16 protein-coding genes are annotated in these 14,705 nt (G+C 75.8%); 6 read left to right on the plus strand and 10 right to left on the minus strand.

What is annotated here, in order from left to right:
• Positions 1 to 37: 37 nt before the first annotated feature.
• The 8 genes from ACFCX4_RS25715 to ACFCX4_RS25750 form a co-directional block, all read right to left on the minus strand.
• Positions 38 to 520: a nitroreductase family deazaflavin-dependent oxidoreductase gene (locus tag ACFCX4_RS25715; protein ID WP_376146812.1), complete on the minus strand. Its 483-nt coding sequence runs from the start codon at positions 518 to 520 to the stop codon at positions 38 to 40.
• A 194-nt stretch (positions 521 to 714) separates the two neighbouring features.
• Positions 715 to 1,677, minus strand: coding sequence for a molybdopterin-dependent oxidoreductase (locus ACFCX4_RS25720; RefSeq protein WP_376146768.1), 963 nt, complete (start codon positions 1,675 to 1,677; stop codon positions 715 to 717).
• A gap of 597 nt (positions 1,678 to 2,274) precedes the next feature.
• Positions 2,275 to 3,405, minus strand: coding sequence for a serine hydrolase domain-containing protein (locus tag ACFCX4_RS25725; protein WP_376146771.1), 1,131 nt, complete (start codon positions 3,403 to 3,405; stop codon positions 2,275 to 2,277).
• Between the two features lie 339 nt (positions 3,406 to 3,744).
• Entirely contained in the window at positions 3,745 to 4,458 is a 714-nt protein-coding gene (locus ACFCX4_RS25730; protein WP_376146774.1) for a nicotinamide riboside transporter PnuC, read from the minus strand.
• 159 nt (positions 4,459 to 4,617) lie between these two features.
• Positions 4,618 to 5,118 carry a riboflavin kinase gene (locus ACFCX4_RS25735; protein WP_376146777.1) on the minus strand — a complete coding sequence of 167 codons (501 nt, stop codon included), beginning with the start codon at positions 5,116 to 5,118 and terminating at the stop codon, positions 4,618 to 4,620.
• Positions 5,111 to 5,671, minus strand: a complete 561-nt coding sequence (locus ACFCX4_RS25740) for a flavin reductase family protein (protein WP_376146780.1) — start codon at positions 5,669 to 5,671, stop codon at positions 5,111 to 5,113. The genes ACFCX4_RS25735 and ACFCX4_RS25740 overlap by 8 nt, the downstream gene beginning before the upstream one ends.
• Positions 5,672 to 5,705: 34 nt before the next feature.
• Positions 5,706 to 7,052 (minus strand): NtaA/DmoA family FMN-dependent monooxygenase, encoded by a 1,347-nt coding sequence (locus tag ACFCX4_RS25745; protein ID WP_376146783.1) that lies wholly within the window; start codon positions 7,050 to 7,052, stop codon positions 5,706 to 5,708.
• A gap of 124 nt (positions 7,053 to 7,176) precedes the next feature.
• Entirely contained in the window at positions 7,177 to 8,085 is a 909-nt protein-coding gene (locus ACFCX4_RS25750) for a ribokinase (protein WP_376146786.1), read from the minus strand.
• Positions 8,086 to 8,247: 162 nt separating this feature from the next.
• On the opposite strand from ACFCX4_RS25750, the gene ACFCX4_RS25755 reads away from it, so the two are divergent.
• Positions 8,248 to 9,240, plus strand: a complete 993-nt coding sequence (locus ACFCX4_RS25755) for a LacI family DNA-binding transcriptional regulator (RefSeq protein ID WP_376146788.1) — start codon at positions 8,248 to 8,250, stop codon at positions 9,238 to 9,240.
• Positions 9,241 to 9,384: 144 nt separating this feature from the next.
• On the opposite strand, the gene ACFCX4_RS25760 is transcribed toward ACFCX4_RS25755, so the two are convergent.
• On the minus strand, positions 9,385 to 9,663 hold the full coding sequence (locus ACFCX4_RS25760; protein WP_376146791.1) for a hypothetical protein: 279 nt from the start codon (positions 9,661 to 9,663) through the stop codon (positions 9,385 to 9,387).
• Between the two features lie 138 nt (positions 9,664 to 9,801).
• Between ACFCX4_RS25760 and ACFCX4_RS25765 the strand changes: the two genes are divergently transcribed.
• Entirely contained in the window at positions 9,802 to 10,482 is a 681-nt protein-coding gene (locus ACFCX4_RS25765; protein WP_376146794.1) for a phosphoribosyltransferase, read from the plus strand.
• Between the two features lie 66 nt (positions 10,483 to 10,548).
• On the opposite strand, the gene ACFCX4_RS25770 is transcribed toward ACFCX4_RS25765, so the two are convergent.
• Entirely contained in the window at positions 10,549 to 10,827 is a 279-nt protein-coding gene (locus tag ACFCX4_RS25770; protein ID WP_376146797.1) for a hypothetical protein, read from the minus strand.
• A gap of 246 nt (positions 10,828 to 11,073) precedes the next feature.
• Here ACFCX4_RS25770 and ACFCX4_RS25775 point away from each other — a divergent pair, with 246 nt between their 5' ends.
• From ACFCX4_RS25775 to ACFCX4_RS25790, 4 genes are all read left to right on the plus strand, one after another.
• On the plus strand, positions 11,074 to 11,805 hold the full coding sequence (locus tag ACFCX4_RS25775; RefSeq protein ID WP_376146800.1) for a TSUP family transporter: 732 nt from the start codon (positions 11,074 to 11,076) through the stop codon (positions 11,803 to 11,805).
• A 51-nt stretch (positions 11,806 to 11,856) separates the two neighbouring features.
• Positions 11,857 to 12,315 (plus strand): DUF5990 family protein, encoded by a 459-nt coding sequence (locus tag ACFCX4_RS25780; RefSeq protein ID WP_376146803.1) that lies wholly within the window; start codon positions 11,857 to 11,859, stop codon positions 12,313 to 12,315.
• 82 nt (positions 12,316 to 12,397) lie between these two features.
• Positions 12,398 to 12,895, plus strand: a complete 498-nt coding sequence (locus ACFCX4_RS25785) for a hypothetical protein (RefSeq protein ID WP_376146806.1) — start codon at positions 12,398 to 12,400, stop codon at positions 12,893 to 12,895.
• A gap of 113 nt (positions 12,896 to 13,008) precedes the next feature.
• Positions 13,009 to 14,616 carry a multicopper oxidase family protein gene (locus ACFCX4_RS25790; RefSeq protein WP_376146809.1) on the plus strand — a complete coding sequence of 536 codons (1,608 nt, stop codon included), beginning with the start codon at positions 13,009 to 13,011 and terminating at the stop codon, positions 14,614 to 14,616.
• Positions 14,617 to 14,705: the final 89 nt, after the last annotated feature.

Here is a 14,705-nt window from a genome sequence, read left to right on the forward strand (position 1 = left end):
GCCCGGCTCCGGTCCGGGCGCGGGTCAGGCCCGGGGCTCAGTCCGCCGCCGGCGCGGGGGAGTCCGCCGGACCGTCCGGGTCCGCCGGTTCCAGCACGAAGACCGGGATCTCCCGGTCGGTCTTCTCCTGGTACTCGGCGTACGGCGGGAACGCGGCGACCGCGCGCCGCCACCACGTCTCCCGCTCCTCCCCGGTGACCTCACGGGCCGTCATGTCCCGCCGCTCCGGGCCGTCCTGGAGTTCCGCCCCGGGGTTGGCCCGGAGGTTGAAGTACCAGTCCGGGTGGCTCGGGTGCCCGCCCTTCGACGCCACCGCGGCGTACCGTCCCCCGTGCTCCACACGCATCAGCGGGACCTTGTGGATCCGGCCGTTCCGGGCGCCGCGCATCGTGATGACGACCACCGGCAGGCCGGTGTCCCGGAGCGTGGTGCCCCGGGTCCCGCCGGAGCTCTCGTAGAGCTCGACCTGTTCGCGGACCCACTGTGCCGGACTCGGCTGGTACTCGCCCTCAAGCGGCATCTCGTTCACCCCGGTTGTCGTGCGCGGACTCTGTCGGGACAGTTCAGCACAGGCCCCGGACGGAGGGGGAGAGCGCCTGCTCCCGCGCCGCCGCCGGCCGTCCGGCCGCCGGAGTGGCGCCGCCGCGCCCGGATCCGCTTCCCCGCAGGTCGGGGCGGTCTCCGGGGGTCCGGGGGCGGCGCAGGCGCGGGCGGTCAGGCGACCGTCACCCCGATCGTGTGGACGGCGTTCCGCGCGCCCGACGGCGGCTGGACGCGCCCCCGGACGTCGGTGGCCCGGCAGCGGATCCGGTGGCGGCCGGGGGAGAGGGGGACGGCCAGGGCGAACCGCTGCCAGACGGGCCGCGCACCGCGCGGGTCCAGCACGGCCGGCCGCCAGCCGCCGTCGTCGACCGCGACCTCCACGGCGACGACCGGCTCTGCGCCCCAGGCCCGGCCGGTCACCTCGTACCGCCCCGCCGGGAGCGGCTCGCCGTCGAGCGGGGCGAGCAGCCTGCTGTTGACGTCGACCTCCCGCGCCGGGCGCGGCGCACCGCCGCCCGGCGGGACGCGGGTGTACAGACGGGTGGTGAACAGGTGCTCCGGCCGGTGATCGGCCAGCACCAGCCGGGTCAGCCACTTCACCGAGTTGGTGGCGAACAGCCGGGGCGCGACCGCCCGCAGGGGGAAGCCGTGCCTCGGCGGCAGCGGTGCGCCGTTGACGGTGTCGGCCAGCAGCACCTCGGTCCGGGCCTGCTCCAGGGGCAGGTCCTTGAGGTACGTCAGCCCGTGCTCGCCCGCGAAGGAGCCCCGGTCGGCACCCTCGAACCAGACGTGCCGGGCCTGCGGGCGCGGGCCCGCGAGGGCCAGCACGGTGGCCAGCGCGACGCCGGACCACTCCAGGTTGGCGACCGCGCGGGTCGGCAGGTCCGGGTGGTCGGGGTGGCCGAAGCACTCGTGGAAGGCGGTGAGGCCCGTCCGCTCCAGTCCGCGCAGGCCCGCGAGGTCCAGCCACAGCGGCCGTTCCACCAGGCCCTCGACGGTCAGTGTCCAGGCGGCGGGGTCGATTCGGGGCGGACCGAGGTGGGAGCGGACGAAGAGGCGGTCGACGGGAGTGAGGAAGGTGTCGGGAACGTCCGGATCGGCCGGGGTGCCCGGACCGCTGGGGGTTGCCTGCACGCGGGCTCCGTACGTCGTCGGGGGCCAGGGGCCCGGGTGGGTGGACCGGGCGGGGCCGGGGTGGACGGCCGGGGTGGAGTATAGGAAGGATCGGGCCCCGAACGATCCGTGCGCGCCCGGAAAGCGACGGGAACGGGCGGCCCCGCCGACGCCGCTGCTCCGGCCGCCGGTGTGCGCCGGTCCTCCGGGGGAGCACCGGCCGTACGTGCGGGGCCTGCCCCGGAATCGGCCGAACATGCCTGCGGAGAGGAGGAGTTGTCCATCCAAGCGGCGCCCCGGCGCTCTGCCGGGCCGCGGCCGGGGGTGAGGAGCGGACCGGCGCGGAGGCCGTGCACCCCCCGGCCGGAGATCGACCGGAACGGAACGGTCGGCATCGTCCGGACACTCGACGAACCCGCCCGGTGGCGGCCGGCGCGGGGAGTGGCGCGGCCGCGGTGCCCGGTGAAGGGGCCGTCAGGCCGGGAGGGCCCCGAGCTGCCGGAGCCGGGTGAGGAGGCCGACGACGCCCCACGTCCCGGCGATGCGGCCGTCGGGGCCGGAGCGGAGGACGAGGATCTCCTCGGACGCGGCCGGCCGGCCCTCCCGGACCGGGCCGGCTCAGCGGCAGAGGGCCTCGTCGACGGCCTCCGCCATGCGCTGCTTCACCTCGGACGCGACCAGGGCGGTCACCGCGATGTTCACGGCGAGGCCGTCCTCCGTGACCCCGCCCCGGGTGACGTACCCCGGGATGCTGCCGCCGTGCCCCCAGGACACCCCGCCGCACGGCAGCGGGCGGCTCACGAGCCCCAGACCGTACCGGGTGCCCGGGCCCATGGGGTCGGCCGGCACGGTCGTCCGCATCTGCGCGAGCTGGGCCGGGCGCAGCAGTTCGCCGCCGAGCAGTGCCGAGAAGAACCGGTTCAGATCCGTGTTGGTCGACACGATCGCTCCGGCGCCCCAGCCCCAGGAGGGGTCCATCTCCGTGACGTCCAGCAGCGGAGCGCCGGGCTCCTCCGCGAAGTACCCGTGCGGGTGGCGCTCGCGGATGCCGCTCTCCCCCTGCACCGGGAAGTAGGTGTGCCTGAGCCCGATCCGGTCGATCACGCGCTTGGTGATCTCCTCGCCCAGCGGCCGCCCGGTGACCTTCTGGACGATCAGGCCGGCGATCACGTAGCCCGTGTTGCTGTACTTCCACGCCGTCCCCGGGGCGAAGTCGGCCGGGTGCGCGAGCGCGGTGTCGAGCAGTTCGCGGGGTTCGAAGTACCTGGTGGTGTTGGAGAGTTCCAGGAAGTCCGTGTAGTCCGGCAGCCCGCTGGTGTGCTGGAGGACCTGGCGGACGGTGATCCGGCGGCCGTCGATGCCCTCGCCCCGGACGAGGCCGGGCAGGTAGGTGTCGAGGGAGGCGTCCAGGTCCACCCGGCCCTCCGCCACCAGCTGGAGGACGACGACCGCGAGGAAGCTCTTGGTGTTGCTGCCGGCCCTGACCTGGCCGTCGACGGGCACCCTGGCGCCGGTCGCGAGGTCGCCCACCCCGGCGGTGTGGTTGCGGGTCCGGCCGTTGCGGTCGCGGACGGCCGCGAGGGCTCCCGGCGCGCCGCCGTCGGCGACGAGGGCGGTGAGCCGGCGCTGGAAGGGGTCGGTCCGGGTGGCGGCGGCCGGGGAGTCGTCCCCGGCCGCGGCGACGGCGGGCACCGCGAGCGTGCCGAGGGCGAGGGCGCCCGCGGTCACGGCGACGGCGGCGGTGGCCACCGGACCACGGAGCGGTGAGCGGAACCGGCGCGGGGCATGCCGGGAGGAGCGGGATTTCACGGGGAGCCTCCAAGGGGCGGGGGTGCACGACCGGCCGGAATTCCGGCCTGCTCAGAACACCACGCGCCCGACCGCGCCGCCGTCACCTTCGAGTACGAACACACCCTCCCGGCCGTAGTACTGACGGTGTACCGGGACCCCGAGGACCCCCGGGGAAGACCCTGATCCCTGCACCGGGGTCGGCTCGCTGCGGCATGCCCGGAACCGGCCCCGGCCCCGGGCGTGCCGGAGCGGGCCGGCCCCGTGGGGGTGGGTCGGCCCGCTGCGGCGGTCGGGGGATCAGCGGCGCGCCGGGCCGCCGCCGGTCTGGGCGTCGTCGCGGCCCTCGACGAGGAGCGCCGGCTCCAGCGGGGAGGCGATCTCCTGGGGCTTGCTCCTGGCCGCCCAGTCGCGGATGCCGAGCAGCACCATGATGAAGAAGATCCCGTAGACGATGCCGGAGAAGTAGAGCTCGGAGTGGACCGCGAGCGGCACGCCCACCAGGTCGACGGCCAGCCAGACGAACCAGAACTCCACGTAGCGGCGGGCCTGGCTGTACATGGCGAGGATCGAGCCGATGAAGATCCAGGCGTCCGCGAGGACCATCCACCAGGGCGCGCCCGGGTAGAACGAGGCGTCCGTGGACTTCAGCACCAGGCCGAACGCGGCGGTCCCCAGCACCATCGCGGCGCCCAGCACCACGCGTTCCTGCCAGGACGCCCAGCGGACGTTGATGGTGCCTTCCTGCTCGCGGCTGCGCTTCCAGGTCGCCCAGCCCCAGGAGGCCGAGACGATGATCACGATCTGCCGGGCGGCGTTTCCGCCGAGGTGCACGTTCAGGCTGGCGATCAGCAGCAGCACCGAGCCGAGGATCTGCACCGGCCAGGCCACCAGCGAGCGCCGCAGGGCCAGCCAGACGGTGGCGAGCGCCAGGATGTTGCCCAGGAAGTCGGACCAGTAGACGGGGAGACCGAAGAAGCTGAACTGCTCGTTCAGCCACTGGAATGCGCTCATGACTCACACCTTTGTTCGTGCGGAGCGAGGTGGGGGAAGGACGGTCGGCCCCGCCGAAGCGGGGGGAGCGGGGCCGACCGGGCGCGAGGGCGCAGGGCGCAGTCGTGAGGGCGGGGGCTGCGCGCCAAGCGGTGGGAAAGGAGGGGCGCTGACGTGGCGTCAGCTCAGGCCGGCGCGGACGTGCCGTCCGTGCGCGGAGTCCAGCAGGGCCTCGGAGCGGCGGACGTCCTCCCGTGCGGCGAGCAGCAGCTCGTCGACGGATCCGAACCGCTCGGTGTCCCGGATGCGGGCGACGAACCAGAGGTCGACGCGCTCGCCGTAGAGGTCGCCCGGGGTGTCGTGGCAGTACACCTCGGTGTGGATCTCGGGGGTGTCGCAGAAGGTGGGGTTGGTGCCGATGCTGATCGTCGCGCGGTGCACGGTGCCGGTCGTGCGGCGGGACAGCCAGCCGCTGTAGATCGCGGGGGGCGGGACGGGCGTGCCGCCGTCGGGGGAGACGTTGGCGGTGGGGAAGCCCAGGCCCCGCCCCCGGCCGGCGCCGTGCACCACGGTGCCGCGGACGACGGCGTGGTGCGGCGCGACGCCGTGCACCGGCCCGTCCTGCACCGCGACGCCGTGGGCGGCGGAGCCGGCCAGGGGGGTCGTGGGGATCTCAGGCATGGGGTGTGAGCTCACGGAACTGGCTGGTGTGGAAGACCAGCGGCTCCACCCCGGGGAACAGCTCGACGGTGAGCAGCTCCATCAGGACGATCTCGTGGTCGCCGCCGTCGTAGACCGCGTTCACCCGGGCCGTGAGCCACAGCGCCGCGTCGTGGATCAGGACGGCGCCCTCGGGCGTCGCCTGCCAGGCGGTGCCGTCGAAACGGTCGCCCGCGCGGGAGGCGAGCCGCCGGCAGAGCGCGCCCTGGCCGTGGCTGAGCACGCTCAGCCCCAGCACCGGCGCCTCCACCAGCCTGGGCCAGGTGGCCGAGGTGCGGGCCACGCTGACCGCCACCATCGGCGGCTCCAGCGAGATCGACACGAAGGAGCTCACCGCGAGTCCGACCGGTTCGCCGTCGCACAGCGCGCTCATCGCGACCACGCCGGTGGGGTAGGCCCCGAAGGCCTGGCGCAGCGCGGCGGCGTTCAGCTCGGCGGTCGAATCGGTCGCAGCGGTCCCGGTGGCCGCGGCGGTCCCGGCGGCCGGGGCCGGGTGGTGGGCAGGGGTGACCATGGTCGTCGCCGTCCTCTCGTCGCGGGTGGGTGGTTCAGCGGCGGTACTGCGCGGCCGGGTGGCTGGCGGGCAGCGCCCGGTCGGACGCGCCGGTCAGCCGCTCGCGCAGCGACTCGCCCGCCGCGTACTCGCCGCGGAAGAGACCGCGGGCGCGCAGGATCGGCAGCACCGACTCGACGAACTCCGTGGTGGAGGCCGGCTGCACGGTCGGCGAGAGCAGGAAGCCGTCCAGGTCGGCCCCCTCCGCCAGGGCGCAGATCTCGTCGGCGATCTCCTCGGCGGTGCCGACCACCGGGCGGGCGCCGACGCCGTGGGTGTGCCAGTCGGCGAGCACGTCGCCGACCGTCCGGCCGGCGAACCGGGCGACCTGGGTCTGCGACATCTCGGTGGACAGCTCCGACATCGGGGTGTCCGGCGCGTACGAGGACAGGTCGAGGCCGGTGAACATGGCGTAGCTGGCGACGGTGACCTCCGGACGCTGGGCGTCCAGGATGCGCTGCCAGCGGCGCTCGGCGTCCGCGGTGGTGGCGCCGACCACGCAGGAGAACGCCGACATCACCTTGACCTCGTCGGCCCGGCGGCCCGCCCGCACGGCCTCCTCGCGGATCGCCGAGGTGTGCCCGGCGAGCTGCTGCACCGAGCCGCTGCCGACGAACATGCACTCGCCGTGCTGCCCGCCGACCCGCCGCCCGGCCGGGGAGGCGCCGGCCTGGAACAGCACCGGGGTGCCCTGCGGGGAGCGGGCGGTGTTGCCGTAGCCCTGCGAGCGGAAGTACGGGCCCTGGTGCTCGACCAGGTGCACCTTCGCCGGGTCGGCGAAGCGGCCGTCCTTGTCCTTCTCCAGGGCGTCCGGCTCCCAGGCGCCCTCCCAGTACTTGTAGACCAGGTCGAGGAAGTCCTCGGCCATCTTGTAGCGGTCGTCGTGCGCCACCATCTCCATGCCGAAGGCCTTGACCGCGGTGTCGGCGGTGCCGGTGGTCACGATGTTCCAGCCGAGCCGGCCGCCGGACAGCTGGTCCAGGGTGGCGAGCCGGCGGGCGAACGCGTACGGCGGCTCCACCAGCACCGAGCCGGTCACCACCAGGCCGAGGTCGGTGGTGCTCGCCAGCAGCGCGGAGGCGATCACGAAGGGGTCGAGCCGGGGCAGGTCCAGGGTCTCCTCGGTGGCGATCGGCGGGCGCACCCCGTTGATCTCCGACCAGCCCCAGGCGTCGGCCAGGAAGAGGAAGTCCAGCTTGGCGTCCTCGCAGATCTGCGCGACCTCGCGCCAGTAGCCGAGGGTGTCGAACAGGTGCCGGCGGCTGTCGGGGTGGCGCCAGGTGGCGGTGCCGCTCGCGTTGGTCTGGGCGTTCTCGAAAAGGCCGAGCTTGAGGTTGCGCATGGGGTGTTCTCCGTTGAACTGGGGTGGTGCGAGGGGGAGAGGGTTCTCGGGGGATCGTGGAAAGGGGGATCGGGGAAGCAGGTGGGCCGGGCCCCGGCAGGTGGGGGACCGGGGCCGGGCGGGGTCAGCTCGCGGTGGGGGTGTCGAGCTGGTCCGCGGTCGGCATGGAGGACTGGGCGCCGAGACCGGTGACGGCCAGCGAGGCCGCGCGGACGGCGCGTTCCGCGGCGGCGAGCAGGCCGGCCCCCCGGGCGAGGGAGTCGGCGAGGGCGCCGCAGAAGGTGTCGCCGGCGCCGACGGTGTCGACGGCGTCCACGACGGGGGCCGGCAGGTGCACCGCGGGGCCGCCCGGCTGCTTGACGAGCGCGCCGTCCGCGCCGAGCGTCACCACGACGGCCCGGCAGGGCAGGGCGGCCCGCTCCAGCAGCGCGCGTGCCCCGTCCGGCCCGGTGGGCGTCCGCGCGCCGAGCAGGGTGGCGAGTTCGCCGAGGTTGGGCACCAGGACGTCCACGGCGGCCAGCACCTCCGGGGCGACCGGCCGGGCCGGAGCCGGGTTGAGGACGACCGTACCGCCCTGGGCCCGGGCCCGCAGCACCGCGGCGGCGACCACCTCGGCGTCGATCTCGTGCTGCACGAGCACCACCTCGCCCGCCGACCGGGCGAGGTGTTCCGGCAGGTCCGCGACCGACAGCTCGGCGTTGGCGCCCGGGTTGACCACGATGGTGTTCTCGCCGTCCCGGTCGACCACCACCGAGGCGATCCCGGTGGTGCTCTCCGGTACCGGGAGCACCGCCCCGACGTCCACCCCTTCGGCGGCCAGCGCCCGCAGGATGGCGCCGGCGTCGGTGCCGACCCGGGCGACCAGGCGCACCCGGGAGCCGAGCCGGGCGGCCGCGACGGCCTGGTTGGCGCCCTTTCCGCCGACGCCCTCCACGAAGCCCCGTGCGAGCACGGTCTCGCCGGGGCGCGGCAGGTCCCCGACGGTCAGGACGAGGTCGCGGTTGACCGAACCGACGACGGTGATGGGCGGCATCTGCACTCCTCTGGGAGATCGATCTCCCACACTCTGGCCCAGGCCCCCGGAACCGTCAAGTACCCTCGTGCTGCGCAATTCCGCCAGCTCAGGACCACCGGGGCCGGCGGGGGAGCCGCCCGAGCCCCGCCGAACCCGCCTCCGATCGCGAAGGACTCCTACGTGACAGCGCCCCGACTCCTCGACGTGGCCGCGGCCGCCGGCGTCTCCCGCGCGACCGCCTCACGCGTCCTGGCCGGCACACCGCGCAACGTCGACCCCGACCTCGCCCGCCGCGTCGAGGAGGCCGCCCGGCGCCTCGGCTACCGCACCAACCACTCCGCCCGGGCGCTGCGCACCGGCAGCACCGGCACCGTCGGCGTCGTCGTCCCCTCGCTCGCCAACCCGTACTTCGTCCAGCTGGCCGACGCCATAGCCCAGCAAGTGCGTTCCGCGGGTGGACAGTTGGTCGTGTCCGACGCCGCCAACGACACCGCCATCGAGGCCGAGCAGATCGAGACCCTGCTCAGCGGCCGGGTCGACGGCCTGCTGGTCGTCCCGGTCTCCGCCGGTGCCTCGGGGCCCGCCGTCCGGGCCGCCGCCGAACGCGCCCCCGTCGTCCTCTTCGACCGCTGGGCCACCGGCTCCGGCACCGTCGCGGTCACCCTCGACAACGCCGCCGCGATGGGCCTGCTCCTGGAGCACCTCGAAGCCCTCGGCCGGCGCCGGATCGCCCTGGTCGCCGCCGACCAGGCCTCCTCCTCCGGTGCGGAGCGCCTCGCCGCCTTCACCGGGGCCCGCGGCGCCGACGCCACCACCGTGCTGCTGCCCAGCTTCACCACCGACGCCGGCCGGACCGCCGGCCGCCGGATCGCCGAGCGGCACGGCGAGGTGGACGCCGTCGTCTGCGGCGCGGACGTCCTCGCCGTCGGTCTGGTCAGCACCCTGCAGCGCGCGGCGGTCTCGGTGCCCGGGCAGATCGCCGTCACCGGGTTCGACGACACCGAGCTGCTCGAACTCCTCGACCCGCCCATCACCTCCATCCGCCACCCCCTCGCGGAGATGGCCGAGCGCGCCCTGACCCTCCTTCAGGCCCCCTCCCGGGAACGGACGGAGCGCGTCGAACGCTTCGCCCCGCAGCTGGTGGTCCGTTCCTCCACGGACGCGAGCGCCTGAGCGCCGCGACGCCGGGTGCTCCCGGGTCTTCCCGGAACCGGCGGCGGGTGGGTGGGAGTTGACGGTCCGTGCCGGGGGCCGCGGGCCGGGTCCCCGTGGTGGTGCCGTCGTCGCGGCCCGTTCGTCCAGGAGTTTCCGGCGCGCTCAGTGCGGGGGACCGTCCTCGATGGCGCGCTGGATGTGGGCGTGGTGTCGCGGGGTGAACCCGTGGTTGTGCTGCTGAGCCGCGTGCCGGGCGGCCTCCTTGTCGTAGTAGGTGGTGGCACCGATCAGGATCTCGCCCTCTTCGGGGCAGGAGACCTCCCACTCCCAGTGCGCCTGGGCCTCCGCCGTCCCCGTCCGCCCGTCCGGTGCGGCGTGCGCCGTCCCGTCGAGCGTGGCGGCCGTGCGCCGGGGCTCCTCGGGTCTCGCCCGGCGATCCATGACGACTCCCTGGATCGGAGGGACTGTTCCTCCGTTCCCACTCCAGTGAGCCCGTGGCGCGGCCGCAGTCAGCGGCCGTGTGTACCCGAAGCGGGTCGGGGTAGGTGCGCGGTGACAGGGGGCGGTGAGGAGGAGGACGTGACCGCTCTGTTCGTGAACCGCAGCGACGCCGGGCGGCGACTGGCACGGCGGGCGGGCGAACGTTTCCGGGGCCGCGCGGGGGAGGCGGCCGTGGTCGTCGGGCTGGCCCCCGGGGGAGTGGCGGTCGCGCTGGAGGTCGCGCGGGCGTTGGCCGCTCCGCTGGACGTCGTGGTGGCCCGCCCGGTGACCGCGCCGGGCAACGGCACGCCGGTCGGCGCGCTCGCGGGGGAGGAGCCGCCGGTGCTCGACCGGCGGGCGATGCGCGGGCTCGGGATCGGGGAGGAGGACGTCGCCGCCGAGGTCCTCCGGCAGCGGGTGGAACTGCACCGGCTGGAGAAGTTGTACCGGGACCACCGGCCGCCGCTGCCCCTGGAGGGCCGGACCGCGGTGCTGGTGACCGACGGCGTGCTGTTCGGCCCGGCCGTGCACGCCGCGGTCCACGCGCTGCGCGGCCGCGGCCCCGACCGGCTGGTGCTGGCCGCGCCGGTGTGCGACGCGCGCTCGGCGGTGGCGCTGCGGCGGACCGTCGACGAACTGCTCTGTCTGCACGAGACCCGGTACGTGCACGCGGCGGGGCCCTGGTACGGGGACTTCCGGGACGTCACCGACCGTGAGGTGGTGGACCTCCTGCGGCTGCGGCCGCCGGCGGACCGGCCGCCGTCGTACTCGCAGCCGTAGCCGCAGCCGCAGCCGAGGTCGCGCCCCGGTCCCGGTCGTGGCCGTGCCGGGCGTCGGTGCGCCGGGTCAGATGCCGCCGGCCGGGAGCAGCAGCAGGTGTTCGGGGTCGAACGGCATCCAGGCCGGTGCCTCGCCCCGCCCGAGGGCCCGGACGCGGCACCACGCCTGCGCGCCGCCGCCCGGCCGCCACCAGGCGTTGATCCGGCCGACGGACCAGCTGCCGTCCGTCCGGTTGATCTGGACCGGCTGGTAGGCCGGTTCCACCTCGTGCTCGGGCGGCTGCCACCCGGCGGCGGCGGTGGCCGGGCGGGTCGCCACGGTGTGCGGGCGCGGGTCGTCTGCCATGTCTTCCCCTCCTGTGCGGGCCGTCGACATGACTCTACAGACCTGTAGTAGTTCGTGGGGGTCCGACGGCGAAATCCGCTCGATCGGGCCGCCGTGCCGCGCGTACGGTGGGGCCGCGCACGGGCCCGGCGGGCCCGCCGGGCCGCGTGGTGCGGTCCTGTGCCGGGACCTGCCTGCCCGGAGGACGGCAGGACCGGGGGTCCCGGGAGCCGGGGAGACCGGGGGAGCCGGGGACGAGGGGAAACCATGGCCGACGAGTGGGCAACCGTGCTGCTGCTGGGTCTGGTCGTACTGGCCGGCTCCTCGGTGCAGCGGCTGGCGGGCGTCGGCTTCGCGCTCGTCGCGGGCCCGGCGCTGGTCCTGCTGCTCGGGCCGGGCGAGGGGGTGACGCTGTCCAACTGCGCCGCCGGGCTCATCAGCGCCGTCGGCCTGGCCGACAGCTGGCGCCAGGTGCGCCTCGCCCGGATGCTGCCGCTGATCGGCGCGGCCGCGTGCACGGTTCCCGCGGGGGCGTGGGTCGCCGGGCGGGTGTCCGGACCGGTGCTGCTGATCGGCATCGGACTGCTGGTCAGCGCGGCGGCACTGCTCGTGATCCGGGGGCTGCGGGTCTCCGCGCTGCGCGGTCGGCGGGGAGCGGTGGCGGCGGGCGCGGCCAGCGGGTTCATGAACTCCGCCGCCGGGGTCGGTGGCCCCGCCGTCTCCCTCTACGCGGTCAACACGGGCTGGAGCGCGCGGGAGTTCGTGCCGAACGCCCAGTTCTACGGCGTGACCGTCAACCTGTTCTCGCTGGCGGCCAAGGGCGTGCCGCACCTGGCGGCGCCCGCCTGGTGGGTGGTGGCGGCGGCCCTCGGGCTCGGCGCGGCCGTCGGCCGGGCGCTCGCCCGGCGGGTCCCGGAGCGCGGCGCCCGGCGGGTGGTCCTCGGCCTGGCCCTGGCCGGTGGGCTCGTCACCCTCGGCAAGGGTCTCCGGGAGCTGTAGACGCGGGCCCGGCGGTGGCGCCGCGAGCGCCGCACGGGGCAGGCTGTCCGGGTGCAGATCCGTATCGAAGCCGACGACCTCCCGGGCCGCACCTGCCCGGCCGCCCCGGGCTTTCCCGGCTACCGGGACGTGCACGTCGCCGTCCAGCGGCGCGAGCGCCCCGGCGAACTGCTCGATCCGCAGCCCGGTGACGCGCGCTCGGCGCACTGGACGCTGGAGTGCACGGTGCGTCCGCTCTCCGGCGGCACCGACCTCAGGGGCCCCCATGTCCAGGGCCGGCCCGGGCAGCGCTTCGTCTACCTGGTGTGGGGCGAGGCCGACGGATCCGGCGGCCTCACGATGTTCCGCCGGGCCAAGCTCATGCTCGACGCCGTCGACGGGCAGGTCCTGGAGGCGGCGGTGGCGGCCGGCCGGCTGGTCGGCCGGCTCGGGCTGACGGACGCGAAGGGGCAGCCGCTGTGCGCGGCCGTCCGCCCGCCGCTGGTCCGCTGGACGGCCGGGGAGGGGTAGCGGGCCGTCGCGCCGGGCCCGGGCCCGGCGGCAGCGGTGCGCTTACCCGGTCCACATACCCGGGCGGGGTACAGTGGCCGCCATGCCTCCGGACCCGGCCCCCCGCTTCCGCGGGCGCGGCCGTCCGGTGGCTGCGCTCGTCCTCCTGCTGCTGACCGCGCTCGGGCTGATCGGGCACCACACACTCCCGGCCGGGGCGACGCCCGCCCCGCACACGGCGATGTCCCCGTCGGTGTCCGCCCCGCGCGCGGCCGTGGCCCCGGGTCCGCACGCGGCTCCGCCGGCACCGGTGTCCCCATCCGGGTCCGTCCACCACGGATCCGCGCGGTCCGGACCCCCGCCGGCGCCCGCCCGTCATGCCGGTCCCGTCGCCGCCCGTCCCGCCCAGGCCTGTGCCGAGCACCGGGTCTGCTCCTCGACGGTGCCCACCCGGGGCGCCCTCCTCGACGCGCCACCGCCGGACGGCCTCGCCCCGTCGGCCTTCGCCGACCCGGCGCCGCGCCCGGTCACCGCACCCGGCATCCCCTGGCCGGGTGCGCCCCCGCCCGACCTCGACGCCCTCTCGATCTCGCGCACATAGGCGTTCCACGGCGGCCGGGGCCGGTCACTCCCGCCCCCGCGCCGCCGGGCAGGCCTGTCCACGGGCACGGCCGACATCCGCCGTGCCGACGCGCACTCACCCGAGGGACCTCGATGCCCGAAATCACCGTCAACCGCCGTTCCCTGCTGCTCGCGGGCCTGGGCGCCGCCGGCGCCGGCCTGCTCGCCGCCTGCGCGGACGGACCGAAGCCGCCGCCGCTCGTCGAGCCGTCCGCCACGGCCGTCGCACAGACCGAGGCGAAGCGGACCGCGACCGGCCGGGAGCGCCCGGTGACCGTCACCGCGACGGCCGACACCGTCGACCTGGGTGGCGGGACCACCGCCCGGACCTGGACCTACGGAGCCCTGCCGGGCACCGCGATCCGCACCACGGCCGGCGACACCCTGGTCGCCACGCTGAACAACAACCTGCCCGTGCCGACCTCGCTGCACTGGCACGGCCTGGCCCTGCGCAACGACATGGACGGCGTGCCGCCGGTCACCATGCGTCCGGTCGGCGCCGGCGGCAGCTTCACCTACCGCTTCGTCACCGACCGGCCGGGCACCTACTGGTTCCACCCGCACGTCGGACTGCAGCTCGACCGCGGCCTCTACGCGCCGCTGATCGTGGAGGACCCGCGGGAGCCGCTGGCGTACGACGAGGAGTGGGTGGTCGTCCTCGACGACTGGCTGGACGGTGTCACCGGCACCCCGGACCAGGCGCTCGCCGAACTCCGCAAGGGGATGGGCGGCGGCGCGTCCCGCGGCGGCCACGACATGAGCGGGATGTCCGGCCACGGCATGGGCGGCATGGACGGCATGGACGGGACGGGCGGTGCCGGTGGTACGGGCGGCGGCCCGGCCCCGTCGGCGCCCGCGCCGTCGTTCATGCTGATGGGTGCCACCAGCGACCTGCTCGGCGGTGACGCCGGTGACGTCGCGTACCCGCACCACCTGGTGAACGGCCGGACCGCCGGAGACCCCGAGGTGTACCGGTCCGCGCCGGGCCGCCGGGTGCGGCTGCGGATCGTCAACGCGGGCGGCGACACCGCCTACCGCCTCGCCCTGGGCGGCCACCGGCTGACCGTCACCCACACCGACGGCTTCCCGGTGCGGCACGAGGAGGTGGACGCGCTGCTCGTCGGCATGGGCGAGCGCTACGACGTGCTGGTCACCCTCGGGGACGGCGTCTTCCCGCTGACCGCGCTCGCCGAGGGGAAGAACGCCGCCGGCCGCGCGCTGGTCCGCACCGCCGCGGGCGGCGAGGCGCCGGCCGCGGCGTACCGGCCCGCCGAGCTGGACGGCCGGATCCTCGCCGCCGCCGACCTGCGGGCCGCGGACGAGGTCCGGCTGCCGGCCCGTGAGCCGGACCGCACCCACCGGATCGAGCTGACCGGCGGCATGGCGCGGTACGACTGGGCGCTCGACGGCCGCCCCTTCGACATGGCGAACCCCACCGCGCGCCCGTTCCTCGTCGCGGCGGGGGAACGGGTCCGTCTGGAGTTCGTCAACCGGACCGCGATGTGGCACCCCATGCACCTGCACGGCCACACCTTCTCCCTCGGGGAGGGCGGCCCGCGCAAGGACACCGCGATCGTGCTGCCCGGCCGCACCGTGACCTGCGACTTCGACGCCGACAACCCCGGCCGGTGGATGACCCACTGTCACAACGCCTACCACGGGGAGGCGGGGATGATGGGCCTGGTCGCCTACCGGGCCTGAGCCCGGCCCGCCCCCGGCGCCCCGGGAGATCCCGGGGCGCCGGGGGCGGCCGCCGCGAGGCACGAGCACCTCCGATCGTGCCCCCCCCC

Source organism: Kitasatospora sp. NPDC056327 (genome assembly GCF_042261735.1).
In the GTDB taxonomy this organism is placed as follows: Bacteria; Actinomycetota; Actinomycetes; order Streptomycetales; family Streptomycetaceae; genus Kitasatospora.

Excerpts from the sequence above, each read along its gene's own strand:
- ACFCX4_RS25760 (WP_376146791.1), bottom strand. The coding sequence starts at position 9,663 with ATGGATCGCCGGGCGAGACCCGAGGAGCCCCGGCGCACGGCCGCCACG.
- ACFCX4_RS25715 (WP_376146812.1), bottom strand. The coding sequence starts at position 520 with ATGCCGCTTGAGGGCGAGTACCAGCCGAGTCCGGCACAGTGGGTCCGC.
- ACFCX4_RS25770 (WP_376146797.1), bottom strand. The coding sequence starts at position 10,827 with ATGGCAGACGACCCGCGCCCGCACACCGTGGCGACCCGCCCGGCCACC.
- ACFCX4_RS25740 (WP_376146780.1), bottom strand. The coding sequence starts at position 5,671 with ATGGTCACCCCTGCCCACCACCCGGCCCCGGCCGCCGGGACCGCCGCG.
- ACFCX4_RS25745 (WP_376146783.1), bottom strand. The coding sequence starts at position 7,052 with ATGCGCAACCTCAAGCTCGGCCTTTTCGAGAACGCCCAGACCAACGCG.
- ACFCX4_RS25730 (WP_376146774.1), bottom strand. The coding sequence starts at position 4,458 with ATGAGCGCATTCCAGTGGCTGAACGAGCAGTTCAGCTTCTTCGGTCTC.
- ACFCX4_RS25735 (WP_376146777.1), bottom strand. The coding sequence starts at position 5,118 with ATGCCTGAGATCCCCACGACCCCCCTGGCCGGCTCCGCCGCCCACGGC.
- ACFCX4_RS25775 (WP_376146800.1), top strand. The coding sequence starts at position 11,074 with ATGGCCGACGAGTGGGCAACCGTGCTGCTGCTGGGTCTGGTCGTACTG.
- ACFCX4_RS25785 (WP_376146806.1), top strand. The coding sequence starts at position 12,398 with ATGCCTCCGGACCCGGCCCCCCGCTTCCGCGGGCGCGGCCGTCCGGTG.
- ACFCX4_RS25750 (WP_376146786.1), bottom strand. The coding sequence starts at position 8,085 with ATGCCGCCCATCACCGTCGTCGGTTCGGTCAACCGCGACCTCGTCCTG.
- ACFCX4_RS25790 (WP_376146809.1), top strand. The coding sequence starts at position 13,009 with ATGCCCGAAATCACCGTCAACCGCCGTTCCCTGCTGCTCGCGGGCCTG.